At 38.1% G+C, this 26,162-nt stretch carries 22 protein-coding genes; 10 read left to right on the top strand and 12 right to left on the bottom strand.

The window, feature by feature from the left end:
- The first annotated feature begins 332 nt into the window (after positions 1-332).
- Positions 333-1,634, top strand: a complete 1,302-nt coding sequence (murF, locus tag D0T53_RS05100; RefSeq protein WP_163265742.1) for a UDP-N-acetylmuramoyl-tripeptide--D-alanyl-D-alanine ligase — start codon at positions 333-335, stop codon at positions 1,632-1,634.
- Positions 1,635-1,641: 7 nt separating this feature from the next.
- Here the strand turns inward: murF and D0T53_RS05095 are convergent, their stop codons facing one another.
- Genes D0T53_RS05095 through D0T53_RS05085 form a run of 3 tightly spaced genes read right to left on the bottom strand, consistent with a single transcriptional unit; the run spans position 1,642 to position 5,065 of the window.
- Positions 1,642-3,060, bottom strand: coding sequence for a tetratricopeptide repeat protein (locus D0T53_RS05095; RefSeq protein ID WP_163265740.1), 1,419 nt, complete (start codon positions 3,058-3,060; stop codon positions 1,642-1,644).
- A 21-nt stretch (positions 3,061-3,081) separates the two neighbouring features.
- Complete coding sequence (locus D0T53_RS05090; protein ID WP_163265738.1) at positions 3,082-4,779, bottom strand: glutamine--tRNA ligase/YqeY domain fusion protein; 1,698 nt, start codon at positions 4,777-4,779, stop codon at positions 3,082-3,084.
- Positions 4,780-4,801: 22 nt separating this feature from the next.
- Positions 4,802-5,065 (bottom strand): hypothetical protein, encoded by a 264-nt coding sequence (locus tag D0T53_RS05085; RefSeq protein ID WP_163265736.1) that lies wholly within the window; start codon positions 5,063-5,065, stop codon positions 4,802-4,804.
- 159 nt (positions 5,066-5,224) lie between these two features.
- Between D0T53_RS05085 and galE the strand changes: the two genes are divergently transcribed.
- Positions 5,225-6,259: a UDP-glucose 4-epimerase GalE gene (gene galE / locus D0T53_RS05080; RefSeq protein ID WP_163265734.1), complete on the top strand. Its 1,035-nt coding sequence runs from the start codon at positions 5,225-5,227 to the stop codon at positions 6,257-6,259.
- A 78-nt stretch (positions 6,260-6,337) separates the two neighbouring features.
- On the opposite strand, the gene D0T53_RS05075 is transcribed toward galE, so the two are convergent.
- The 6 genes from D0T53_RS05075 to D0T53_RS05050 all read right to left on the bottom strand — a co-directional run bounded on the left by D0T53_RS05075 (position 6,338) and on the right by D0T53_RS05050 (position 14,058).
- Positions 6,338-6,820, bottom strand: coding sequence for a hypothetical protein (locus D0T53_RS05075; protein WP_163265732.1), 483 nt, complete (start codon positions 6,818-6,820; stop codon positions 6,338-6,340).
- A gap of 49 nt (positions 6,821-6,869) precedes the next feature.
- Positions 6,870-8,177, bottom strand: coding sequence for a threonine synthase (thrC, locus tag D0T53_RS05070; RefSeq protein ID WP_163265730.1), 1,308 nt, complete (start codon positions 8,175-8,177; stop codon positions 6,870-6,872).
- Between the two features lie 12 nt (positions 8,178-8,189).
- The gene (locus D0T53_RS05065) at positions 8,190-9,401 is read right to left on the bottom strand and encodes a cofactor-independent phosphoglycerate mutase (RefSeq protein WP_163265728.1); all 1,212 of its coding nucleotides are present in this window, start codon (positions 9,399-9,401) and stop codon (positions 8,190-8,192) included.
- 43 nt (positions 9,402-9,444) lie between these two features.
- On the bottom strand, positions 9,445-11,883 hold the full coding sequence (gene thrA, locus D0T53_RS05060; protein WP_163265726.1) for a bifunctional aspartate kinase/homoserine dehydrogenase I: 2,439 nt from the start codon (positions 11,881-11,883) through the stop codon (positions 9,445-9,447).
- A 27-nt stretch (positions 11,884-11,910) separates the two neighbouring features.
- Entirely contained in the window at positions 11,911-13,377 is a 1,467-nt protein-coding gene (locus D0T53_RS05055) for a S41 family peptidase (RefSeq protein ID WP_163265724.1), read from the bottom strand.
- Between the two features lie 72 nt (positions 13,378-13,449).
- Complete coding sequence (locus D0T53_RS05050; RefSeq protein ID WP_163265722.1) at positions 13,450-14,058, bottom strand: L-threonylcarbamoyladenylate synthase; 609 nt, start codon at positions 14,056-14,058, stop codon at positions 13,450-13,452.
- Between the two features lie 224 nt (positions 14,059-14,282).
- Between D0T53_RS05050 and D0T53_RS05045 the strand changes: the two genes are divergently transcribed.
- The 8 genes from D0T53_RS05045 (at position 14,283) to rplS (ending at position 21,175) form a co-directional block, all read left to right on the top strand.
- A complete protein-coding gene (locus D0T53_RS05045) occupies positions 14,283-15,113 on the top strand; it encodes an ATP-binding cassette domain-containing protein (protein ID WP_163265720.1) in 831 nt (276 codons plus the stop codon).
- Between the two features lie 7 nt (positions 15,114-15,120).
- A complete protein-coding gene (locus tag D0T53_RS05040; protein WP_163265718.1) occupies positions 15,121-15,987 on the top strand; it encodes a hypothetical protein in 867 nt (288 codons plus the stop codon).
- 1 nt (position 15,988) lies between these two features.
- Positions 15,989-16,354, top strand: coding sequence for a GntR family transcriptional regulator (locus tag D0T53_RS05035; protein WP_163265716.1), 366 nt, complete (start codon positions 15,989-15,991; stop codon positions 16,352-16,354).
- Positions 16,355-16,366: 12 nt separating this feature from the next.
- Positions 16,367-17,167, top strand: a complete 801-nt coding sequence (locus tag D0T53_RS05030; RefSeq protein ID WP_163265714.1) for a hypothetical protein — start codon at positions 16,367-16,369, stop codon at positions 17,165-17,167.
- 132 nt (positions 17,168-17,299) lie between these two features.
- Positions 17,300-18,361, top strand: a complete 1,062-nt coding sequence (gene ribD, locus D0T53_RS05025; protein ID WP_163265712.1) for a bifunctional diaminohydroxyphosphoribosylaminopyrimidine deaminase/5-amino-6-(5-phosphoribosylamino)uracil reductase RibD — start codon at positions 17,300-17,302, stop codon at positions 18,359-18,361.
- A 398-nt stretch (positions 18,362-18,759) separates the two neighbouring features.
- A complete protein-coding gene (locus D0T53_RS05020; protein WP_163265710.1) occupies positions 18,760-19,788 on the top strand; it encodes an agmatine deiminase family protein in 1,029 nt (342 codons plus the stop codon).
- Positions 19,789-19,801: 13 nt separating this feature from the next.
- Entirely contained in the window at positions 19,802-20,677 is an 876-nt protein-coding gene (locus D0T53_RS05015) for a carbon-nitrogen hydrolase (RefSeq protein ID WP_163265708.1), read from the top strand.
- 135 nt (positions 20,678-20,812) lie between these two features.
- A complete protein-coding gene (gene rplS / locus D0T53_RS05010) occupies positions 20,813-21,175 on the top strand; it encodes a 50S ribosomal protein L19 (RefSeq protein WP_163265706.1) in 363 nt (120 codons plus the stop codon).
- An 86-nt stretch (positions 21,176-21,261) separates the two neighbouring features.
- Here the strand turns inward: rplS and priA are convergent, their stop codons facing one another.
- The 3 genes from priA to D0T53_RS04995 form a co-directional block, all read right to left on the bottom strand.
- Positions 21,262-23,715 (bottom strand): primosomal protein N', encoded by a 2,454-nt coding sequence (gene priA, locus D0T53_RS05005; protein WP_163265704.1) that lies wholly within the window; start codon positions 23,713-23,715, stop codon positions 21,262-21,264.
- Complete coding sequence (locus tag D0T53_RS05000) at positions 23,715-24,335, bottom strand: porin family protein (protein ID WP_163265702.1); 621 nt, start codon at positions 24,333-24,335, stop codon at positions 23,715-23,717. Before D0T53_RS05000 ends, priA begins: the two co-directional genes overlap by 1 nt.
- Before the next feature lie 269 nt (positions 24,336-24,604).
- Positions 24,605-26,002: an OmpA family protein gene (locus D0T53_RS04995; protein ID WP_163265700.1), complete on the bottom strand. Its 1,398-nt coding sequence runs from the start codon at positions 26,000-26,002 to the stop codon at positions 24,605-24,607.
- Positions 26,003-26,162: the final 160 nt, after the last annotated feature.

Below are 26,162 nucleotides of genomic sequence, written 5' to 3'. Positions count from 1 at the left end.
TTTTAGTCCTTTGATGTAGGGCTAAAATACTCAAGCTTTGTAATTACTCAAGCTTCTACACTATTCTTTATTATAGTTTGTTAACTCTAACAAAGGTGTATTCGTAATCAGGCTCGTTTGTTTTTAGTAATCTTTTCCATTTTATCTTAATCTTTTCACAATTTTATTTCGTTATTTTACAAAGGCAAAAACATCTCGATTTTATCAGTAAATAAATCGTTTAAATGTGGTATTTTACATACCACATTTATAGTATGGAATTCTATGCCGGATGAACAAAAAAAATATAACGCACGTTTATATCTAAACTTTATTTTGTTAAAATAACAACCATGGATGTAGCTCAGTTGTACGAAATTTATAAAAAACACCCTATTGTAACTACCGATACACGTAGTAACACAAACGATTCTATTTTTTTTGCTCTGAAAGGGGCGAATTTCAATGGTAATAAATATGCAGCAAAAGCAATAGAACTAGGCTGCAAATATGCAATTGTTGATGAAGCCGAATATGCCGACGAGCCAAACAATATATTATTAGTTGACGATGTTTTAAAAACGCTACAGGATTTAGCTAATTATCACAGGCGAAAATTGAAGACACCTATTATAGGCATAACCGGCACAAATGGCAAAACAACAACCAAGGAGCTGCTTGCATCGGTATTGAAAAAAGAATATAATGTACTTTATACACAAGGAAACCTAAACAACCACATAGGGGTTCCTTTAACACTGTTGCAATTAAAGAAAGAGCACGAAATAGCAGTTATAGAAATGGGAGCCAGTCATCTTGGCGAAATCATGTTTTTGTGTAACATAGCCGAGCCCGATTATGGTTTAATAACCAACATAGGAAAGGCTCACCTCGAAGGATTCGGGTCATTCGAAAATATTCAAAAAACCAAAGGGGAACTGTACGAATTTATACGCAGCCGAAAAGACGGTAAAATATTCATAGACAATAATAACGAATTTCTGAATCATATAGCGGAAGGCATAACCACCATTTCGTACGGAACTGACGAAAATCTTTTTGTATCGGGGCGTACTGTTGCCAACGATCCATACTTAACTTTCGAGTGGCGATTTTCTAAAAATCCACATATAGTAAAAACGCATTTGATAGGAGGTTACAACTTATCTAATGCATTAGCTGCTGTTACCATAGGTAAGTATTTTGGTGTAAAATCGGAATTAGTATGCAAAGCCATTGAAGAGTATGAACCTACGAATAACCGTTCGCAACTTACCAAAACGGATAAAAACTATTTAATAATAGATGCATACAATGCAAACCCCACAAGCATGATAGCTTCGTTAAGCAACTTTGCCGAAATGAATGTAAATAATAAAGTCCTCATTTTAGGAGACATGCGCGAATTAGGGAGCGAAAGTATAGAAGAACACCAAAGAATTGCAGACTTTATTGTAACAAAAAACTTTAATAAAGCATTTCTTATCGGCGAAAATTTTAATAAAGTAAAAATTTCGGAAAACAGTAATGTCTCTGTTTATAAAACATTGGACGATTTTAAAGACTATTTGAAAAAAAACGTATTGGAGAACAGCTACATACTGATTAAAGGTTCAAGAGGGTTAGAACTGGAAAAAAGCGTAGATCTTCTATAAATGAATCTTATAAATTAATATTCTTGAATAGTTGCCTGCATTCACGAGCGTCGATCAAACGCTTGACCAATGATTCGCGTGCTATATTATCGGTATCGAACTGATCGTCAGGAAAGAAAACAGTAAATAGTTTTTTTAGATCGTCATTACTGAAATAATCGAGGTATTGGTTAAACCTGTTTTGGTCGCCAATTTCGAAATATAATAGGGCCAAACGCACTTTTGTTACCGGCTGAACATCTACAGTCAGCAGTTCCTCCAAATACTCAATGGCTTTTTCATATTCTCCTTTTTGTATACTGATAATTGACAGACGATCGAGTATTGTACTATTTTCGATACTGGTACGATATGCCTTCAAAAAATACATTTCGGATTTTTCATATTCGCCTTGCTGAAAATACAGTTCTCCGGCTATGGCGTTCATATCTTCCGAGTCGGGTTCTGATTCCAGCCCTTTCTCTATCAGTTCAGCCGAAGTGCGCAAATCGCCTCCCTGCATAAATGCAAAAGCCTTTTTGGCAAGTATTTCGATCGATTCGCCTTCAATTTCCTGATACTTATCAAGGCTCTGCAACATTTTATCATATTGCTCAACAACCATATAACATTCCGACAACGAATAATATAGCGAAGCATCGTCCGGAAACAATTCTATACACGCCTTAAACAATTCTATCGCCTCATCTATATTTTCGTTCAAAAACAAGCTGTGCGCTTTCAGTTTCAGTGTATTTATATCGCTGTCATTGATAGTCAGCGCAAAATCGAAAGCATCTATAGCGTTCTCGTATGCTTCTTTTATTGTATATAGTTTTCCTATGTTAATCCATGTTTCGTAGCTGTAAGGATCAACATCCAGTATTTTATTATTTATTCTGATAGCCGAATCAAAGTCGTCTTGCATTTCATAAACATAAGCAAGCTCGGTTAATGCCTCTATATTATCCGGCTTATACTTTATACTTTTTTCGAAAAGGAAAACAGCATCATCAAAATAATCAGCCTCGGTATATAAAAAACCTAATTCGGCATAAGCATCGCCCCTATCTGTTTCTTCAGTCTCTAATATATCACGGGTTAACCTTTGTGCATCGTCATATAAGCCTAGTTGTAAAAAGCTTTCGACCTTAAGCAGGTATAGCTCAAGGCTATATCCATTAAAGTTTGTTTGAAGATATTCAAGCGCCTGTTCATACTTTCTTTCGTAAAGCATAAACTTAGCCTTTTTCAGACGCAGAATCTCACTCGTAGGATGAATATTTAATCCTATCTCTATAATTTTTTTAGCCGTCTGACCCTCATCAAGCATATCATAATAATCAGACAGTTCTTCAAATTCTTCGGCATCAAAATAGATACTTCTGCCCGATTCAAGCATCTGCTTATATTTTTTCAGTAAATCAGAAATATCTTTTTCTCTCATAAAAGACAAAAAACAATATGTTTATTTATTCTTTATTTTACTCCACGAATCCTTCAATGGGACTGTACGATTAAACACCAAATTATCTTTAGTAGAATCGGGGTCGACATTGAAATAGCCTAAACGTTGAAACTGAAAATTATCGAAAGGTTTCGCTGTTTTCAAAAAAGGTTCTATCTTACATCCTTTCAGCACTTTCAACGAATCGGGGTTCATCATTTCCCTGAAATCACGATCTTTATCTTCCGACGTATCTTCAACCATAAACAACCTATCGTATACACGCACTTCGGCGTCAATAGCATCAGCACACGACACCCAATGTATTGTACCTTTCACTTTGCGTCCGCTATTTTCCATGCCACTACGGGTGGTAGGATCGTATTCGGCATACACTTCCACTACTTTACCTTCTTGGTCGCGCTTACATCCTGTACATTTTATTATGTAAGCATGTTTTAAGCGTACTTCTTGTCCGGGGGTCAAACGAAAATATTTTTTAGGAGCATCTTCCATAAAATCATCCTGCTCGATATATAATTCACGGGAGAACTGCACCATATGATTTCCGGCAGATACATCTTCCGGATTATTCTGAGCTTCGAGTTCCTCCGTTTTACCTTCGGGATAATTAGTTATAACAAGCTTTACAGGATCGAGCACCGCCGAAACACGGGTAGCCCGGGTATTTAAATCTTCTCTGACAGAGTGCTCTAACAAAGCAACATCTACTATACCGTCAAATTTAGTATACCCTATTTTATCTATAAAATTTCTTACCGATTCGGGCGTATATCCTCTGCGTCGCAATCCCGATACGGTTGGCATACGAGGGTCGTCCCAACCTCTGACAAGCCCTTCTTTTACCAATTGCAGAAGCTTGCGTTTACTCATAACCGTATAATTCAGATTCAAACGGTTAAATTCGTATTGATGTGGACGATAATCCCCGGTTTTCAGTTGATCTATAAACCAATCGTACAACGGACGATGCACAACAAACTCTAAAGTACAGAGAGAGTGTGTTACTCCTTCGAAATAGTCGCACTGTCCATGCGCAAAATCGTACATAGGGTAAACATTCCATGTATTACCTGTGCGGTGATGCGGATGTTTTATAATACGGTATATAATAGGGTCGCGAAAATGCATATTAGACGAAGCCATATCTATTTTAGCACGTAACACCATACTGCCTTCTTCGAAAACGCCTTCGTTCATTTTTCTGAAAAGATCAAGATTTTCAGCAACAGGCCTGTCTCTGTAAGGGCTATTTATTCCGGCCTGAGTAGGAGTTCCTTTTTGTTGGGCTATAACCTCGGCCGACTGTTCGTCAACATAAGCTTTTCCTTCCTCTATCAACCGGATAGCAAAATCCCAAAGCTGAGGAAAATAGTCTGATGCATAAAATACATTTTTCCAGTCGAAACCCAACCATTGAATATCTTCCATTATAGAATCGACATATTCTACATCCTCTTTTACCGGATTGGTATCATCAAATCTTAAGTTACAGATACCTCCATATTTTTTTGCCAACCCAAAATCCATGCAAATAGCCTTAGCATGCCCAATGTGTAAGTACCCATTGGGTTCGGGTGGAAAACGCGTCTGTATTTTGTCAACAACACCTTCTTTTAAATCTTCTTCAACTATAACCTCAATAAAATTCAGGCTCTTTTTCTTTTCTTCTGCATTGTTGTTTACTATCTCTTCCATAAATTCCAGTAGAATATATTAATTAACCTTCAGGATTTAATAAATAGTTATTGTAAATATTATAAAATTCTTCTCCTTGACCAGCCTTTTCGTATTTTTCGATAATTCTCCGAAACTCTAAATATGCCCTCTCTGCCGATTCCAGATTTTTCTCCTCCGTATATTGCAGCGAGGCATTAGTTAACTCAACTGCTTTTATTGCATCACTCTCTATTTTGTCGCCCAAGCAAGATACGAAGATAAAAAGAACTGCTGTTAAAACAAAGAATATCTTAATCCTGACCATTTCTTAAATTTAAAGCAAAGGTAAAAAAACAAATTCATACTATACTTGCAATAATACAATATAGTGAAATTTTGACAAATCAATGCAAGTTTTTATTATCATCTTTAACTATCTTTGTGCTTTAACTATGGTAGGATAACCAGATAAAAGAATAAATGTATGAAAGGTAAAATTTTAGTAACGGGCGGCACCGGATATATCGGTTCGCATACAGCTGTTGAACTACAGAACGCAGGGTATGAAGTTGTAATAATTGATGACTTGTCGAACTCGACTGCCGATTCGATTGACGGTATTGAAAAAATCACAGGAATTCGTCCCGTTTTCGAACAACTTGACTGTAACGATCTGGAAGGATTAAAAAAATTGTTTGAAAAACACAAAGGAATACAAGGTATTATCCACTTTGCAGCAAGCAAAGCTGTAGGTGAGTCGGTTGAAAAACCTCTACTATATTACCGCAACAACATAGTTTCGCTAATAAACCTGTTGGAACTAATGCCAAAATACGACGTAAAAGGCATTGTTTTCTCTTCGTCATGCACTGTATATGGCGAACCCGATGTGAATCCAATTGACGAAACAGCTCCTATTAAACCTGCTGCTTCTCCGTACGGAAACACAAAACAAATAAACGAAGAAATCATTCAGGATTATATCCGTTCGGGGGCTACCATCAAAAGCATAATTCTACGTTATTTTAATCCTATAGGGGCACACCCCAGCACCGAAATCGGAGAATTGCCAAATGGTGTACCTCAAAACCTTGTTCCATATATTACTCAAACAGCCATAGGTGTACGTAAAGAATTGAGTGTATTTGGAGACGATTACAATACGCCTGACGGTTCGTGCATACGCGATTTTATTAATGTTGTAGACTTGGCTAAAGCTCACGTAATTGCTATCGACAGAATGTTAGGCAATAAAAGCGAAGATAAAGTAGAACTATTTAACCTTGGCACAGGAAACGGAGTTTCGGTTCTTGAACTGATAAGGGTGTTCGAAAAAGTTGCTGACGTAAAACTAAACTACAAGATTGTTGGACGTCGTGAAGGCGACATCGAAAAAATATGGGCTGAACCAACCAAAGCAAACAAAGTGCTGGGATGGACAGCTAAAGAAAATATTGAAGATACAATGCTTTCGGCCTGGAAATGGCAGTTAAAGCTAAGAGAAAAAGGCATTATGTAGATTAACAATAAAGGCTTCCGTAACAGGAAGCCTTTATTCATATAATAAAATGACAAGACAAATTCTTGTCTGTTTTTTTTAATTCAATTTGCCCGGGCTTAGCAATACTACCTTAAAGTTGAAAGTAGGGGGAGGCGTGGTATTCATGTAATCGTCCCAATAATAATAGAAACAGATAGTTTGTTCCATATCATACGAAATATCATAATCTATTATTGCTCCATTATTTGCATAATGCCTCAATTGATGTTGTGTTTCATCTTCATCATACTTACCGTAAAAAGTATAAGCTAAGATTGCACCATAGTCATACGCTTTTTCTGAAATTTCGGACACCGGTATCACACAATAATATTTATGTATATCAGAATTCCATTTCCACTTGTACTTCTCGCCCGAACTGGAATCTCCAACGGTTAGGAATACAATATCCCAATAGGTACTCGGATCTTCGTAATAATGCTCGTGCAGCTCAGTTATATCATCTCCACATGAGTTTAATGATAAAAAACCTGTCAAGGTTAAAGCAATAATTGCAAATTGTTGTAGTCTCTTTTTCATATGTTATTAGTTTTGTATAAAACTTAAGACAAATAAAAAGGCAAAAAGTTTAATTAGCCTCCTTTAATAAAAAGTTTTTAAATGCCGAAAAATCAACAGGAAGCTCAATACTTTTTTTCTCACCTTTCATAAAAGCTTGTAGCTTAGCCGGTATTTCTACTTTTCGGGAGAGAATAGATTCAACCGTATCAAGAAACTTTGTTGGATGCGCTGTTTCCAAAAACACTCCTGTTTCATCGGTTCTCAAACCATCTTCCAATGCCGCATACCCGCAAGCCCCATGAGGATCGAGAATATATCCGGTACGGTCGTATGTGTATTTAACAATGTTTTGGATAGCTTCATCCCGATAGGTATAGCCTTCTATCTCGTTTGTTATAGCTTCATGCGAATGATTATATAAATCGAGTATACGCGCAAAGTTACTAGGATCGCCAACATCCATGGCATTAGCCAATGTTTGAACAGATGGACGAGGGTTGTATTCTCCGGTTTCGAGGTATTCAAAAAACACGTCGTTCGCATTATTTGCAGCAATAAAGTGCTCGATAGGCAATCCCATACGTTTGGCAATTAATCCGGCTGTAAGATTACCAAAGTTTCCGCTAGGTACACAAACAACTACTTTATTAGCTTTACCCTGCTTTTTCAATTGCGCATAAGCATAAAAATAATAGAATGCCTGTGGCAAAAAACGAGCTACATTAATTGAGTTTGCCGATGTTAAATTCAGTGCCTTGTTTAAATCATCATCCATAAATGCAGATTTAACCAAAGCCTGACAATCGTCGAATGTCCCATCTATTTCGAGCGATGTAATGTTTTGTCCCAAGGTTGTAAACTGGCATTCTTGTATAGCGCTGACTTTTCCCTTCGGATATAGAACATAAACATGTATACCCTCTACACCTAAAAATCCGTTAGCAACGGCACTGCCTGTATCGCCCGAAGTAGCAACAAGAACCTTTACATCCTTTTGCCCCTGTTTTTTAATGAAGTAGCCTAACAAACGAGCCATAAAACGGGCTCCTACATCTTTAAAAGCAAGCGTAGGGCCATGAAAAAGCTCCAAACTGTAAATATTTTTATCGACATGTACTAATGGCACGTCAAAATTCAGTGTATCGTATACTATTTTTTTCAGCGTATCGGCTTCTATATCTTCACCAAAAAACGCATCGGCTACAACATAAGCTATTTCCTGAAAGCTCATGTCCTCAATATTATCAAAGAACGACTGAGGTAATTGCTTTATCTTTTCGGGCATATAAAGTCCCTTATCAGGAGCCAACCCTTTCACTACTGCTTCCTGAAGGCTTGCTTCGGGTGCTTGTTTATTAGTACTGTAGTATTTCATTATTTTAGGATATTATTGTTTCTTTAAAAAAGTTTCCATAAACTCAGGACCTTTCAGCATTCCGTAAGCTCCTTTTGCCGATTCAAATTCATCGTACATCTGCACAGAATCGCCTTCGGCATCGGGCCTGTATATAATAAACGGAACAGGTTTATTGGTATGTGTTTTTATGGCGCACGGAGTAGGATGATCGGGTAATATGGCAATAGCAACAGGCTCGTCCCAATCTTTTGTAGCCTCGTATATGGTTTTAACAACCCGCTGATCGAGATACTCTATTGTTTTAGTTTTAAGTTCGTAATCGCCTTCGTGACCGGCTTCATCGCTGGCCTCGATATGCAAATAAACAAAATCATCGTTCTTTAATGCGTCGATTGCAGCCTGAGCCTTTCCTTCGTAATTGGTATCGTATAAGCCTGTCGCACCCTCTACATGAATGAGCTTTAACCCCGCATAAACACCTATACCCATTATAAGATCGACGGCCGAAATTACCGAACCGCTCTTTATACCATATAGCTGTTGTAAAGTTTCCATTTGCGGACGATAGCCCGGCGACCAAGGCCAGATACTATTTGCAGGATCTTTCCCTTCTGCTATACGTTTCAGGTTTACGGGATGATTTTTTAAAAGCTCCTGCGATTTTATTATCAGATTATTCAGATAAGCGGCTGTTTCTTCCGCATCTTCTGTTGTAGCCTTAATCATCACATCTTTGAACGGTGTACCCATTACATCGTGTGGAGCAGTACAATCGAGGTTTTTATTTCCACCTTTCAGTTTTAACAAATGACGATACGATACGCCCGGATACAGGCTCACTTCCCCATCGTTCAGTTCCTTATCCAGAAATGTTATTAATTCGGTTGCTTCTTCTGTAGATATATGTCCTGCCGAATGGTTTTTTATCTTACCATCTTCAATACAGATAATATTGCAGCGCATAGCCATTTCTCCCGGTTCAATATCTACGCCTATGCTTGCCGCTTCGAGCGAACCACGCCCCTCGAATACTTTAGGTACATCGTACCCTAAAACCGAAAGGTTTGCAATTTCGCTACCCGGTTTAAACCCCTCTGGAATAGTATCAAGCAAACCGTTTTTGCCTTTTGCTGCTAACATATCGATATAGGGCTTTTTAGCAACTTGTAGAGGCGTTTTACCTCCTAATGCTTCGATAGGCTCATCGGCCATGCCATCGCCTAGTATTATTATATATTTCATTTATAATTTGTTGAACAAGTTAATAAAATAAGTAGTCTGTTTTTTAGCGGATATTCGCTATGCTTATTATATCGGCAAATACACCTGCAGCCGTCACACTTGCTCCGGCGCCGTATCCTTTAATACTCATTGGCATATTGTACCGCTCGGTCGTTATTTGCACTATATTGTTACTGCCTTCCAAATCGTAGAAAGGATGCGTAAACTCTACTTCCTGCAAGCCAACCTCGCATTTTCCGTTCTCGTATTTTGCAACAAAACGCAGGCGCTTTTTCTCGCTCTCAAGCTTTTGTCTGCGAGCCTCGAAATCGGCATCCAATTCGCCAATAGTAGACCAAAAAACATCCAATGTTCCATCGAAGTACTTTTGAGGAACAAACAAGTTTTTCGTAACATCTTTTTGCTCTACCTCATGCCCTGCCTCGCGTGTAAGTATTACCAATTTGCGAACAACATCCATACCACTCAGGTCTATTCTTGGATCGGGCTCGGCAAAACCAGCCTCCTTAGCCATCAGTATAGCTTTACTGAACGGAATATCCTTGCTTATTGTATTAAATATATAATTAAGCGTCCCCGAAAGCACAGCTTCGAGCTTTATAATTTTATCGCCTGAATTTATCAGCGAATTCATTGTATTGATGATTGGAAGCCCTGCACCCACATTGGTTTCGAACAAGAACTTCACATTACGATCGCGCGATATATTTTTCAGTTTTGTGTAATTGTCATAATCCGAAGAGGCTGCTATTTTATTTGCAGTAACCACCGAAATACTTTTCGACATAAGCCCTTCGTACAATCCTGCAACTTGCTCATTTGCTGTGCAATCGACAAATACAGCATTAAAGATATTCATGTCCAAAATCTGATCTTGCAATATACTTGGAGAACTGTCAATGCCATCTTTATCGAGCATTTGCCTGTAGTTATTCAAATCTATTCCTTCTCTTTGGAACAATGCTTTTCGACTACTTGCTATGCCCACTACATTCAGTTTCAAGGCAAACTGTTCCATCAATTTTGGTTGTTGCTGCTTTATCTGATCTATTAAATTGCCCCCAACAACCCCAATGCCTACAATAAACAGGTTAAGCACTTTATAGTTGGAAAGGAAAAATGAATCGTGAATGGAGTTCAGCGCCTTCCGCAGAGACTGATTCTTTATAACAAAAGAAATGTTTACTTCCGATGCACCCTGAGCACATGCCACAACACTAATGCCTCCACGCCCGAGCGTATCGAACAATTTCCCTGCAATTCCGGGAGTGTATTTCATATTCTCTCCAACAATAGATACTGTTGCCAGATCGCGTTCGAGCAATACCCTGTTTATGCTACCCAATGTTATTTCGCGGGCAAACTCGTCTTCAAGAACTTTTACCGCCAAATCGGCATCTTCGGAACGGACACCTATCGAAGTACTGTTTTCGGAAGAAGCCTGCGACACAAGGAAAACACTTATGCCGTTATTTGCCAATGCGCTGAATATTCGGTAATTAACGCCTATTATCCCTACCATTCCCAAGCCTTGTACGGTGATAAGGCAGGTATCAGGAATAGAGGATATACCTTTTATCAGCGATTTTCCTTTTCTACTGCCTCCATCGTGCGATATATATGTGCCCGAAGCCGTAGGGTTAAATGTATTTTTAATCCTTATCGGGATATTCTTATGATAAACGGGGAATATTGTAGGCGGATAAATTATTTTAGCACCAAAATTACAAAGTTCGGTTGCTTCGGTAAATGTAAGGTTATCTATAACATACGCGCCATTAATAACTTTAGGATCGGCCGACATAAAGCCATCCACATCCGTCCATATTTCGAGCTCGTCGGCATCGAGTGCCGAAGCAAATATGGCGGCAGTATAATCCGATCCTCCACGTCCGAGGTTGGTTATTTCCCCTTTAGTTTTACAACTTGAGATAAAACCCGACACCAACACTTTGCCTCCCGAAGTAGCATAGGCATTCTTTATCAGACTGCCCGACAGCTCCAAATCGGGGATATGTTTTCCGAAATTCGTATCTGTTTTTATCAGTTGTGTAGCATCTAACAACCTGAAATCGGAGAACACATAATTTAATATCAGCGTAGATAAACGTTCTCCGTAACTTACTATTTTATCCGATGTGCGTGCCGAAAGATCGTTTATTAGATAAACTCCTTTAAATATATTCTGAAGTTCTTCTAACAACGTCCCGACTTTCTGAGTTAGTTCGGTTCTTACACTACTCTCAAAAGGCAAGTCGGATATAATATTATAATGATAATCTACAACAAGGTCGAACAAGCCTTCGTATGCGGCATCGCCCGATGCTGCCATCTCCGATGTTTTGAGCAGCTTGTCCGTTATTCCTCCGAAAGCTGAAATAACCAACACTACCGAGCCTTTTTCGGCATCGACTATCTTCTTTACATTTAAAATATTGGTAGAGGAACCTAACGATGTTCCTCCAAATTTCATTACTTTCATTGGTTGTTATTGGTTTTCTTTTCTGTTTTACTTATTCAATTGCAACTCGGGAGTCTCAAATACCATCTGGAATGCACCCGGCTTCTGTTCGAGCGACGAGCCCTTTTTCAGTGAAGAATCTAAACGACTGCTTTTCACTGTTGTTGTATAGGCATTGTTACCGGTTATTATATCGATAGCCATTTTCAGCATAATCTCGTTATCTTTATCACCTATAGGGTACAACATATCATCGTTATCCAGAGCATTCAAAATCTCGTCTATAGCTACATCTGGTTCGAATCCGGTATTATAATCCGATTCATTATTTGCATTGTATGTTCTGACAACTATAGGCTGTAAGCCCCATTTATTGTAAGATTTGTTTTCTTCATAAAACGTTATAGAACCTACATTTTTACCATAAGTTACGTCTCCAATCAAAAACACATCCATATAAGGCCTTAATCCGTTTATAATTAACTCACTTGCCGAAGCTGTGTTAGCAGATGTCAGAATATACAGTTTGCCTATTTTGTCTCCTAAGCGGGGAATATTGTAAGTTGTATTCGAAATTGTAAAATTATCTACAAAACTGTCATAAAAGAATTTATCACCCTCTTTCTCCTGATAATAGGCTGTTACGGTTGGATTATACTTTTTTATATTGAATTTCTTCTCCGTACTACGGTCAGGTACAAGCGCACTGGCCAATCGTACAGTACTGGTAATAATTCCACCTGTATTATAACGTAAATCCAGAACTAAGTCTGTAATATTATCATTATAAAACTCTGTCAGAACATTATTCAAGGCTATATCATAAGCACCTCGGTTATCTCCTTTATCTACAGCAAAAAAGTTATACATAAGATAACCTATTTTTTTACCGTCAACATCATATGTGTTTGAGTAATATACAGGATTCTCGGCATAATTTTGCTCTACAGTAACGATTATAGTTCTCGTTTCATCCGTTGCCGGATTTAACACTTTCAGCTCATACTCCGACTTTCCTGCCCTCAGCAACGATGCGTAATTGTCTTTGGTAATCGCTACCCCGTCTACAGTAGATATCTTATCTCCTCTTCGCAGGCCTTTAGCATACGCATCGGTATTTGGTTTTACGTAACACACCCAATAATCTATCGCATTCGAGTTTTTTCGGTAAGCGGCAAGATACTCAAAACCAACATCGGTAGGCGTTACCCCATTCAATGCATTCAACAAATCGACATAGTTTTTCTGTATCCACGAAAAACGGTCGCCCTCAGGATTGGTTTGTTTATTATATGTATATAGTAACGATTTAAAAAAGCTTTCGGGATCTTTCGTTGTATCCGGATTTGCAGGCATTTTATCATCCCAATAATACCATGCATCCATAATTTCGTATATCCAGTTATTTACATAATCATGAACTGGATCAAAATCATCGTCATTATTGGAACACGACACAAACAAAAAAGCAAATAAGGTTACAGTTAGAATGTAAAGTTGTCTGTTAAGTTTCATATTTATATATTTAATATGCATAATATTGTCTATTTGATTATATGTTTACAAAAATAAATCTTTAATCTGTTACTACAAAATAAGTTCCCCTTTACCTTGTCGTATTATTTCGGGTTCAGCCTCTGTACAGTTCACAATAGTAGAAGGGCTTATGTCTCCATATCCTCCATCAATCATCGCATCAATCTGATGGTTGTATTTTTCATAAATTAATTCTGGGTCGGTTGTGTATTCCAACACCTCATCGTCATCTTTTATCGAAGTAGTCATAATGGGGTTTCCCAAGTTGCGGACAAGCTCACGAATAATATTATTATCGGGGATACGTACACCTACCGTCTTTCGGTTTTTATATATCTTCGGCAACACGCTTGTTGTATTCAGAATAAAAGTAAACGGACCCGGAAGATTTCTTTTCATCAGTTTGAATATATTATTATCCATTCTGGCATATTCGCTTACATCACTCAGATCGTAACAGATAATAGACAAATTGCTGCGTTGCGGATTAATGCCTTTCAGTTTACATATCTGCTCCACGGCACGCACATTTAATGCATCGCAACCCATAGCATAAACCGTATCGGTAGGATAAATAACCAAACCACCATCGCGCAGAATCTTAACTATGCGATCAATCTCTTTTTGGCTGGGGTTTTCAGGATATATTTTCACTAACATATTCAAACAATCTTAAGCATTTATACAGGACAGAATACAAATATAACTGTTTTTAATTACAAGCTGTTACGGGCAATAATATTAAATCGGTATCGGGAAAAATAAACCGGATATACTAAATATTATCACATTTTTTCGGAAAAGGTATTGTTTAGTAAAAAATAATAAATGCATTTGCCGTATACTAATACACTATTACACTATACAACATATATAATATCACTATGGCAACACTTGAAAAAATCAGCTTCAAATACAAAAAGAAACAAGTATTTGAAAATTTCGACCTTACTATCGACAAAGGAAAAGTATACGGGCTGTTAGGCAAAAATGGCGCCGGCAAGTCTACACTCCTCTATCTTATGACCGGATTGTTAACATCGAAGTCGGGAAAAATAGAGTATGACAAAAAAAACGTAAAACATCGTTTACCTTCATCTCTAAATGAAATGTTCATCGTTCCCGAAGAATTTATCCTTCCCGATATATCGTTAAAAAAATACGTAAAGATAAACTCTGTATTTTATCCCAACTTCAGCAACGAGCAATTAAAGAAGAACCTCGAATGCTTCGATATGGATCCCGATGTAAATTTGCAGGCCTTATCGATGGGACAAAAGAAAAAAATATTTATGAGTTTTGCTTTAGCCACCAACACCTCTCTGCTTGTTATGGACGAGCCGACAAACGGGCTCGATATTCCGGGGAAAAGCCAGTTCCGTAAATTTATTGCATCGGGAATGACAGACGATAAAACCATACTTATCTCAACCCATCAGGTTAAAGATGTAGATAACTTACTGGAACAGATAATCATACTCGACGAAAACAAAATATTGATGAACACATCTGCTACATCTATCTGCAAAAAGTTACGTTTTGTAGAGAGCAGCAACAACATACTGAAAGAAGACGCCCTATATGCCGCACCTTCAATTCAGGGATTTAACCTGATATTACCAAATAATAACGACGAAGAAACACCACTCAATCTCGAATTATTATTTAATGCAATGTTAGAAAATCCCAATAAATTAACCGACTATTTAAAATAATACGACTATGAGTAACAATAACTTTTTCAGCATAAAACGCTTCGGCTTTCTTCTTTGCAAAGACGCACAGGAGAACATGAAAAAATATTTGCTGTACATGCTTGCAATATACGGAGTACTCACTCTTATTTTTATATGGAACTCAACCACAGTTTATCATATAGAATATAAGTCTGCCACAGAACTTCAATTTTATGCTGCACAACTAAATATCGACTTGATACGATATGCCATTATACTGTTTTTTGTGTTTGGATTTATCGCAGCAGCACAGGCAATGAACCCGATAAATAATAAGGTAAAGCGCATCTCATACTTAATGTTGCCTGCATCATCATTCGAAAAATATTTATCGCGGTGGGTTACATTCACCTTAGGATTCATAATTATTTTTTCGGCAATATTCTTACTAAGTGATGCAACAAGAGTGCTATTTTGCTCGGTGCGTTACCCCGATATAAATATTCCGTTTATAAAGTTTAGCAATTTAATATCATCAGAATTCGGATATAGTAACGAGATACCCACTCTCTTCACTAATTGGTATCATGTGTTTATAATAATCTGTTCTTATTTCTACTTCCAATCATTATTTATTCTGGGTACTACATTCTGGCCTAAAAACTCACTGGTAAAAACCTTTGCTGCCGGAACAGCTATTTTTATAGCGTATTGTCTTATTTGCTACTTTGTAACTTCAGCTTTGTTTAGCGGCGAAGAGGGCACAAAAGAGTTTTCATCAGCAATGAATGCATGCACAGGAAACATGATGCCTAAAAATCTATCACTAATCTTCTTATGCATATTCTCTCTTTTCAATTGGGTATTAGCATACTTCCGGTTTAAAGAATCGGAAATAATAAAACGATGGTAACATGGATTTTAAAGAAAACAAAGCAATATACTTACAAATAGCAGAGCGTATTTGTGACGAGATTTTACTCGATAAACACCCCGAAACCGAACGCATTCCGTCGGTACGCGAATATGCCTCGATAGTAGAAGTGAACTTCAACACGGTTATGCGCTCGTTCGAAAGTTTGCAATCGCAAGAAATTATCTATAACAAAAGAGGTATCGGTTATTTTGTTGCCGATGGAGCAAAAAACAGGATAAAGGAAATGCGTAAAAACAACTTTTTGAAAAGCGACATTAACGACTTTTTCAAACAAATATATACACTTGACATTACAATGGAAGATGTAATGAAAATGTATGAAGAATATAAAAAGAATCAATAAATAATACAAAATATGAGAACTACATCTAAAATATTCCTGGGAGTTATTGGTGGGATTATAGCTGTAACAATAGCCTTTATAATATATTTACGGATTGCGGATCATAGTATACCAAAATATGATTTTGGGTTGAACAACAATCCCGTCAACATGGAAATAGCTCCTTACAAAGTTGTTTTATTGGATTATGAAACACAACAGAACAATCAACATTACCTGAAAGGATGTTTATTTATTGAACCGGCAGCAAAAACGAATAATAAAAAGGAAATTACATATTCGAAAAAGTTACAGCCATATGTCAACATAAAAAACTCGAACGATACTCTTATTATTAAGCTAAACCTTGACAGATTGTATGAAGATCATAATATTAAGTCAAATTTGTTTGTTGAAAAAATGGACCTTAAGTTATCCGCCGATTCGTCAATCAATATAATCAGTAATGTTTACGGATTAGGTGCTAACTTAAAGAATATAGTTACAGATGATGTTAATATAAAAATGACAGGCTCAATAAATATCGAAAACTGTAGTATTAAGAAAATAACACCTGAAATAAAACGAAACAATAGTTTTAGCATAAAAAAATCAAAAGTTGACACATTAAATATCGATCTTGACGCTCTTGACTGGTGGGAAGTTAAAGATTGCGACATACAAGTCGAAGTTCTTACAAGCTCAAGACATAAGAGCGTATATTTTCCCAAATCGGAAGCCAGAGAACTTTATTGGAATCCTAAAAATAAAGATGCCAGATTAAACATCGAACTCAAAGCCGATTCGGCAATTGTACATTATCGCCAACAGTAATATTTTTCATGATAGTAACACCAAGTATGGGTCGATAGCAATTATCGGCCTTTGCTATTTTATAATAAGATACAGATATAAAACTGTCAGGTTTTTTGTAAATTGCAACAGCAAATCAAAGAAATTGGGAGAATGACCACCGAAGAAAAATATATGCGACGTTGTTTGCAACTCGCCGAAAACGGCAGAGGATATGTCAGCCCTAACCCTATGGTAGGAGCTGTTATTGTACACAACAACAAAATAATAGGAGAAGGTTTTCACAGAGAATACGGGAAGCCACACGCCGAGGTAAACGCAATAAACAGTGTAAAAGATAAGTCGCTTTTGCGCGAATCTGTAATTTATGTATCGCTCGAACCCTGCTCACATTATGGCAAAACGCCACCTTGCTCGCAACTAATAATAGACTCGGGAATACCGAAAGTAGTTGTAGCAACGACCGACCCTTACCCCGAAGTTTCGGGACGAGGAATAAGGATGCTACAAAACGCAGGAATTGAAGTAATAACAGGGGTTCTTGAACACGAAGCCCGCTTGCTTAATAAGGAATTCATTTCGGCACAAGTGAAAAAACGCCCTTATATCTATCTGAAATGGGCACAGACCGAAGACGGCTTTATTGACAAATTACGAACAGAAAACAGCCTGCACACTCCTACCCCAATATCAAACGAATTTACACGTATGCTCGTGCATAAGCTACGTTCGGAAGTTGCCGCAATTATGATAGGAACAAATACAGCGATTAACGACAACCCTTCGCTTACAACCCGCTATTGGTATGGAAAAAATCCTATCCGTATTGTTCTCGACAGGCTAGGACGAATACCTAAAGATTATAAAATATTTGACAATAGTATCCGGACATTGATCTTTACCGAAAGTCTTCCTGACAACCAACCAAGCGAGATAAATGTCACTTATGTAGAAATACCGTTCGACAAGCATCTTTTACCTACTTTGTTGAGCAAATTAAACGAACTGAAAATAGACTCGCTACTGGTTGAAGGGGGCAGCCTGCTACTCAATAGTTTTATCAATGCCCAACTATGGGATGAAGCATTTATCGAAATTGCCGACAAACAATTTGGAAGTGGAGTTCCCGCACCCGAGCTAAAAGGACATGTGAAAAACGAAAGAATATTTAAAGGCTCGAAACAAAAACATCTGATTCGGGAAATTAATTTGTAATTTTGCATTTTCGGTTGAATTACTGAGTATTATACTCCCTTGTTTTATCTATATAGAAAACGGGACGACAAAATAAACATCGGACACTATTAACTGTTATAAAAAACAGATAAAAACTGTAAGGTTTGTCAGGTTTTCGAAAAATCGCATGATTTAAGGCATTAGGATAACAAGCTAATTCTACATCGATAGAATTTCGGGATAAAGCCTCGCAAATACAATTGGAATAGTTTCAATATTTAGAATACTAACAGTTTACATAAAACATTCAAAAGTAAAAAAAGCTGTCAGATATGTAAGGTTTTTCAAACAACAGACTTTAAACAGCTTTTAAACGGCATCGTTATTCTAGACAAATAGAATAACTAAGTTTTTAATAAAAATAAGAATTACAGTATATGTCGAAAGTATTTTTTCCGCCCGAGTGGTATTCGCAAAGTGCAATACAACTGACATGGCCTCACGAATTTTCGGACTGGGCATATATGCTCGAAGAAATCTCGGCTTGTTTTGTTAATATTGCACAGGAAATTCTGAAACGTCAGAAACTTATTATTGTTTGCCATAACTCGCCTTTAGTAAAATTTTTATTAGGCGACGGTTTCGACAAGTCGAACCTGATACTTGTCGAAATTCCATCGAACGACACATGGGCACGCGACCATGGCTCAATATCGGTTCTGATTGAAGACAAACCCGTTTTATACGATTTCACATTCAACGGTTGGGGAATGAAATTTGCCGCAAATTCCGACAATTTAATAAACAGGGAATTATTCAAAATGAATTGTTTTGCACCCGAAGTACAATTAATAAATAAAAAAGATTTTGTGCTGGAAGGCGGTTCTCTCGAAACCGACGGAAAAGGAACATTATTAACCACCTCGGAGTGCCTGCTTTCGCCCAACAGAAATTCATATCTCGACAAAGGCGGAGTGGAAGAATACCTGAAAAAATCATTTGGTTTAAACCGTGTGCTTTGGGTCGATTACGGATATCTGGCCGGAGACGATACCGACAGCCATATCGACACACTTGCCCGCTTTTGCGACGAGCGCACCATTGCATACGTAAAATGTGACGACCCAACGGACGAACATCACGGTGCATTATCAAAAATGGAAGAACAACTGCGATCGTTTACCGATTTCGAAGGAAAACCATACAACCTGATTCCGCTCCCTATGGCTAACAAAGTAATGGAAGACGGAGAGCGATTACCCGCCACTTATGCTAATTTTCTGATAATAAACGGGGCTGTGTTAGTACCTACTTACAAAAGCAATAAAGACAAACCGGCATTGGAGCAAATACAAAAAGCTTTCCCCGACAGAGAGATTATCGGAATAAATTGTTTGCCTATTATAAAACAACACGGATCGTTACACTGTGTAACAATGCAGTATCCCGAAAACTACGTAAAATAAAAGATCAGATATAATGAAAATAGGAATCGTTCAACAAAAAAATGCATCCGAAACAAGCGTCAATATAAACAAGCTGAAAGAAAACATAAAAGCTGTAGCTGCACAAGGAGCCGAATTAGTTGTTTTACAGGAGCTGCACAATTCGCTTTACTTTTGTCAGGTTGAAGATCCTGATATTTTTGATTTAGCGGAAACTATACCCGGAAAATCGACTGACGAATTTGGAGCATTGGCCAAAGAATTGGGCATAGTATTGGTTCTTTCGCTGTTCGAACGCCGCGCACCCGGTTTATACCATAATACAGCGGTAGTTATTGAAAAAAACGGCAGTATTGCTGGCAAATACCGTAAAATGCATATCCCCGACGATCCGGCTTATTACGAGAAGTTTTACTTTACACCCGGCGATTTGGGTTTTCGGCCAATCGAAACATCAGTCGGAAAATTGGGAGTATTGGTTTGCTGGGATCAATGGTATCCCGAAGCTGCACGTCTGATGGCATTGGCAGGAGCCGACCTGTTGATATATCCAACAGCAATAGGTTGGGAATCGACCGATTCGGACGAAGAGAAACAACGCCAGCTGGGCGCATGGGTTATATCGCAACGAGGACATGCGGTGGCAAATGGCCTGCATGTGGTGTCGGTAAACCGTACCGGTTACGAACCCGATCCGTCAGCACAAACAAACGGCATTCAGTTTTGGGGCAACAGCTTTGTAGCAGGTCCGCAAGGCGAACTTCTTTGGCAAGGCAGCAACTCGGACGAAGAGACACAGGTAGTAGAAATAAATATGAAACGGTCGGAAGAGGTACGCCGCATGTGGCCATTCTTTCGCGACAGGCGCATCGATGCTTTTGACGAGTTGACAAAACGATTCAGAGATTGAACCGAAGTGTTTATTATATAAACCAATAACTTGTCAATTATAAAAAAATATCTATCTTTGCACCGCTTTGCGTAATCTCTGACGGGACAAGCCCGTGTATATTGCGTAGAATCACAATAATAGCTATTAAAAAAGATGGATTTAATTAAGATTGCAGAACAAGCATTTGCCACAGGGAAAGAGCATCCTAAATTTAAAAGTGGTGATACTGTAACAGTCGCTTACCGTATTAAAGAAGGTAACAAAGAACGCGTTCAGCAATATCGTGGTGTTGTTATTAAAATAGGAGGACACGGCGATAAAAAACGTTTCACTGTTCGTAAAATGTCTGATAACATTGGTGTAGAGAGAATTTTTCCTCTTGAATCTCCATTTATCGACAGCATCACTGTAAACAAAGTTGGTAAAGTTCGTAGAGCTAAATTGTATTACCTTCGTGCTCTTACAGGTAAAAAAGCAAGAATCAAAGAAAAAAGAGTTGCTACTACTAGCAAATAATTTTCTTGAGAGAGCCGAAAGGCTTTGCAGAAGAGAAAAAGAGGCTATCCATTACGGGTGGCCTTTTTCTTTGGCAGGCAGTAAGTTTATACCAATGGGTCTACATCAAACTGGATAAGTACCGACTTGAAATCGGGCTGCGAAAACAGATATTCTTTATAATACTTAATAGCATCCCTTACCTTTTGCGGCGATGCCTGAATCTCCACTTTCAGAAGTATATTTCTTATATACAACGATTGCACACGGGCAACAGGCGGCTTTGTTGGCCCCAAAACATTTTCGCCGAACGATTCTCTCAGTATTTGCGCAAAATGGCGTGAAGCCTCTTCAAGCACACGCTCGTCCCTTGCTTTCAACACAACAGATATAAGCCTGTAAAAAGGAGGATAGCGAAACAATTGACGTTCGGCTATCTGTGTATCATAAAAATTTTCATAGTCATTATTTACCACATCCTTTATTATAGGATGCTGCGGATTAGCCGTTTGCAGCAAAACAAGCCCACGCGCATTCTTTCGTCCCGCACGTCCGCTAACCTGTGTCATAAGCTGAAATGCCTTTTCGTGCGCCCTGAAATCGGGATAGTTCAACAAACCATCAGCGTTTAATATACCAACCACGGTTACATTGTCAAAATCCAATCCTTTCGATACCATTTGAGTACCGATAAGCACATTCGTTTTCCCCGATTCAAAATCGGATATAATATGCTCGTAAGCCCTCTTTGTGCGTGTTGTATCCAAATCCATCCGTGCAATCGAAGCATCAGGAAATACTTCGCCAACTTCCTCCGCAATACGTTCTGTTCCATATCCTACAACATCCAATGTAGGTGTTTCGCAATTCGGGCACACATCAGGTATACGGTAAGTTGCACCGCAATAGTGACACACCATAACACCCTGCCCTTTGTGATAGGTAAGACTCACATCGCAATGATCGCAATACTTTGTCCACGAGCAGACCTTACATTCAATAAGCGGAGCAAATCCCCTACGGTTCTGAAACAATATAGCCTGCTTGCCGTCGGAAAAAGCAATCTTCATTTTATCTATTAGGGGAGGCGACAAAACAGATTTCATTTGTTTGCGCCGTTTTAATTCTTTTGTGTTAACGGGTACAATTTCGGGAAGTTCAATTTCATCGTGCCGTTTAGTCAGGGTAACTAAACCGAATTTTCCGTTCCGTGCATTGTAGTAAGTTTCGACAGACGGAGTTGCTGTACCAAGCAAAACCTTACACTTGTGTATATTAGCTAACACAATAGCTGCATTACGAGCATTATAACGAGGTGCAGGGTCTTGTTGCTTATAAGAACTTTCGTGTTCTTCGTCAACTATTATGAGGCTCAGATCGGAAAAAGGCAAAAATATAGCAGAACGCGCTCCTAAAACAACCCTTCCCTCCCCCTGAGAGACAAGTGTTGTCCACGTTTCGGCACGTTCATTATCGTTAAATTTTGAGTGATAGACCGACAATTTGTTTCCGAATACAGATTTTAAACGTTCCGTAATTTGTGTAGTCAAGGCTATTTCGGGCAATAAATACAATACTTGTTGCCCACGGGCAATAGCTTCGGCTATCATGCGGATGTAAATTTCTGTTTTTCCGCTCGATGTTACACCATGGAGCAATACTACAGATTTGTTGTTAAACAAAGATTGTATTTTGTTGTATGCCTCCTGCTGATGAGCATTCAATGTATTCGATGCTTCAGGATTAGCCTGTCCGTAGTTGAAACGACTGATTTCTTCCTGCGTTTGCTTTAATATCTTACGGTCGACCAATGCATCTATTATGGCAGAAGCAATGCCTGTTTTATCAGACAGTTCTTTTTTATCTATGCTAAACAACTTTATATCCGAAGCCTCTTCTCTGATTCGGAGAAATTCCATCAAAAGTTGTTGCTGCTTCTTTGCACGCTGCAGTATGTCAATAAAAAGATGAAGCTCGCGTTCCGAAAAATCCTTAGCTAAGGAAATAACATTCCTCTTTTTCGATATATAGTTATTCCTTATATCTTCGCTTATCTCTATTGCTCCTTTGTCGACAAGCGACTTCACATAAGGTATAATGTTGCTTATTTTAAGCTGTTTTTCCAACTCCGATATTTTAACCGCCTCATTATCGGGCAAGGCATAATATACCTTTAGCTCGGTAGGGGTAAATTCGGATTTCTTCTCAAACCCATCAATCTTAGCAATCAGAGTTTCGCTCTCCAGTTTAAGAGCCGACGGCAAAGCAGCCTTATACACATCGCCAATGCTACACATATAGTACGACGATACCCAGTTCCAAAATTCGAGCTGGGTTGAAAAAACAATCGGCTCCCTGTCGAGAACCGATATTATTTCCTTTATTCCTTCTTTAGGTTCACCTTCGTAAACATTGACTACTATTGCCGTGTAATACTTCCTTTTACCAAACTGTACAATAACCCTGCATCCTTGTTTCACATCGTCCGGATTATCCTGAACCGTATACGTAAACAACGAATCGAGGGGAAGAGGCAGAATTACATCAACAAATAGTGCCATTATTTAAAAAAGTACGTAAGATTCAAAGACCAAGTCTTATCATTGATTTTAGTCAAATCACCCAAACCGGGTTTATCATCGGCATAGTCGTCTGTTAGCTTATAACGGAACTGCAAGCCTATATCAAAGCTTTTAAAGAGTTGTACGCCTCCACCAAAATTCAAGCCCATCTTAAAATTCCTCGACTTGAAGTCGTCAGATGCTTTTTTTACATTACCTCCGCTAAGTTTCACTTCACCATAAGGTCCTGCATTAAAGAACACGCCTACCAGACCCAAAACCGAAAAGCGCTTTTTCAGGTTAAGCGGAATACTCAGATAGTGATAATCAGAGATATCGTAATCTGCATTCACTTTATCTGTTACCTTATATTTGTGTAGCCCATATAAAAGGGAAAGATCGGCGCCCAAACCTATAAACGGGATCGAAGCCTCCATTTTAGGTCCTAAATAAAATCCCAGACGGTTTCTTGTATTAAGGATATCCGAATTTATTTTGTGATCGATAATATCAACTCCTGCCTGAGCCCCAAACCTTATTTGAGAAAAAGACGGAACCGACAATAATGAGAAGAATGCGACAAGCAAACTTACTTTCCAGATTTTTTCAGATGTTCTCATAATTTATAATACTTTTAAGTTACCTATTCTAACAATTTGAAGAACCTATTTGTTGTGCTAAGTCGATAATTATTTAACTATGGGAAAATTACAATAGTCCTACAATCTCCTTTTACTTCAATTGTTGTCTGCGTTCAAAGATAAGGATTCTTTTCGTAAAAACGAATAAGCCTTATCTTTTACTATAACTCACTTACAACACCATCTGTACACAAAAAAAGCAGCATGAAGATTCATACTGCTTTTTCTTGTATCTTTATCCGGTAGTGTTATTCTTCAATCACGAATACAACAACACGGTTCCATGCGTTAATATCAAATGGCTGTATACGGTCGCCTTCCCAGTTAATAGATATTCTTGATGGAGTAACTCCATATCTTTCAACAAGAGCCTTAGATACTGCTTTCGCACGTCTTTCCGACAGTCTCATGTTATATGCAGGATAACCTGTTTTGCGGTCAGCATAACCTGTTAATACCACATTCACATCAGGATGATTGTTCAGATATGCTACTGCTTTTTCTATTTTATGCCATTCCGAAGCATCGATAATAGATTTATCTATACGGAAGAATACTGGATCTGGTAAGAATTTAGTTTCTTTCATATTATTAGTAGCTCCTACCGAAGTCACAGGATCAGGACAAGCAGGACAGTCAGGACATGGTTTAGCCTGTTGAGCTAAAATTCTTAAACGAGTAATCTCATCATTAAGGTCTTTAATCATATCGTAGCTTGCAGGTTGTGCAACCTCCCAAGTGCTCTTACCAATTTTATAAGTAAATCCGGCTGTTGTTTGAGCAACAATATCCATACTACGACTTCCTCCTAAATGACCATCATAATCATCCGGATATAATGAAATATTACCTTCTAAATTAAAATCCCATTTTTTTCCTAATCTAAATTTAAGGTTCACCCCTCCATTTGCTCCAATTACATCATAAGCCTCATAACCCCAGCTTGGGAATAAATGAGAATATGCAATTCCTCCAAAAGGAGTAATATCGAATGCACGTTTAGGGTTGTAATCTCCTATCAGGGTCAATAAATCGAACATGAAGTTCATATTTAAAGCAGCATATTTTATATGTTGCATATATAGCTTTCCTGTATGCCATCCATCTCCCCAGAAATAACCGTTACTGCTAAGCCCAATCTGTCCATTGTCTAATGTATAGCCTCTGCGAACCCACTGTGGGTCCCATGTTGCGAAATTAGCATCTGCAGTCGTCGGATAACCAGGCCTTCCGGCATAACCCGCTCCCTGGTAGTGATCGCTTCCACTGTTCCATTTGCGGTATGTCCCCGATTCTCCATCATTGAACCCATGCAACGATCCTCCGGTTATTTGCACTCTTAACCCCCATATAGGCGAGAAATATTTACCAATAGTAATAGATGGTGCATAAGTTAAACGGTCGGTAAAATTGGCTTTATCATCATCTTCAGCGATAATAGTCTGAACACCACTACCAAATGTTATATACCATGTGTCTTTAAACCGATTTTTAACCCAGCTGGTTTTGTAAGCGTTGTGTAGTACCTCCTGTGTCTCTGCACCCTCTAGTTCTAAACTTACAGAAGACGATTCTTCTTGTGCAAGAATATATGAAAGGTTACAAGATAGCATCACCAAGATAGCCAGTAAAGTTTTTTGATTCATATTATTATAATTAACAAAAGTTACTTATTCAGGGAGCAAATATACAATATTTTTCATTCCCAAAACACAAATTTACAACAATTTTCTTAGTGTTAAGCTTTTGCGTTCTCTAAATTCGCTATATTATCTTCATAATATTGTTATTTTTGCAAAAAAAACA

Source organism: Dysgonomonas sp. 216 (assembly GCF_010501065.1).
In the GTDB taxonomy this organism is placed as follows: domain Bacteria; phylum Bacteroidota; class Bacteroidia; order Bacteroidales; family Dysgonomonadaceae; genus QVMM01.
The sequence above is the reverse complement of the archived record's forward strand: the minus strand, read 5'-3'. Positions and strand labels throughout refer to the sequence as shown.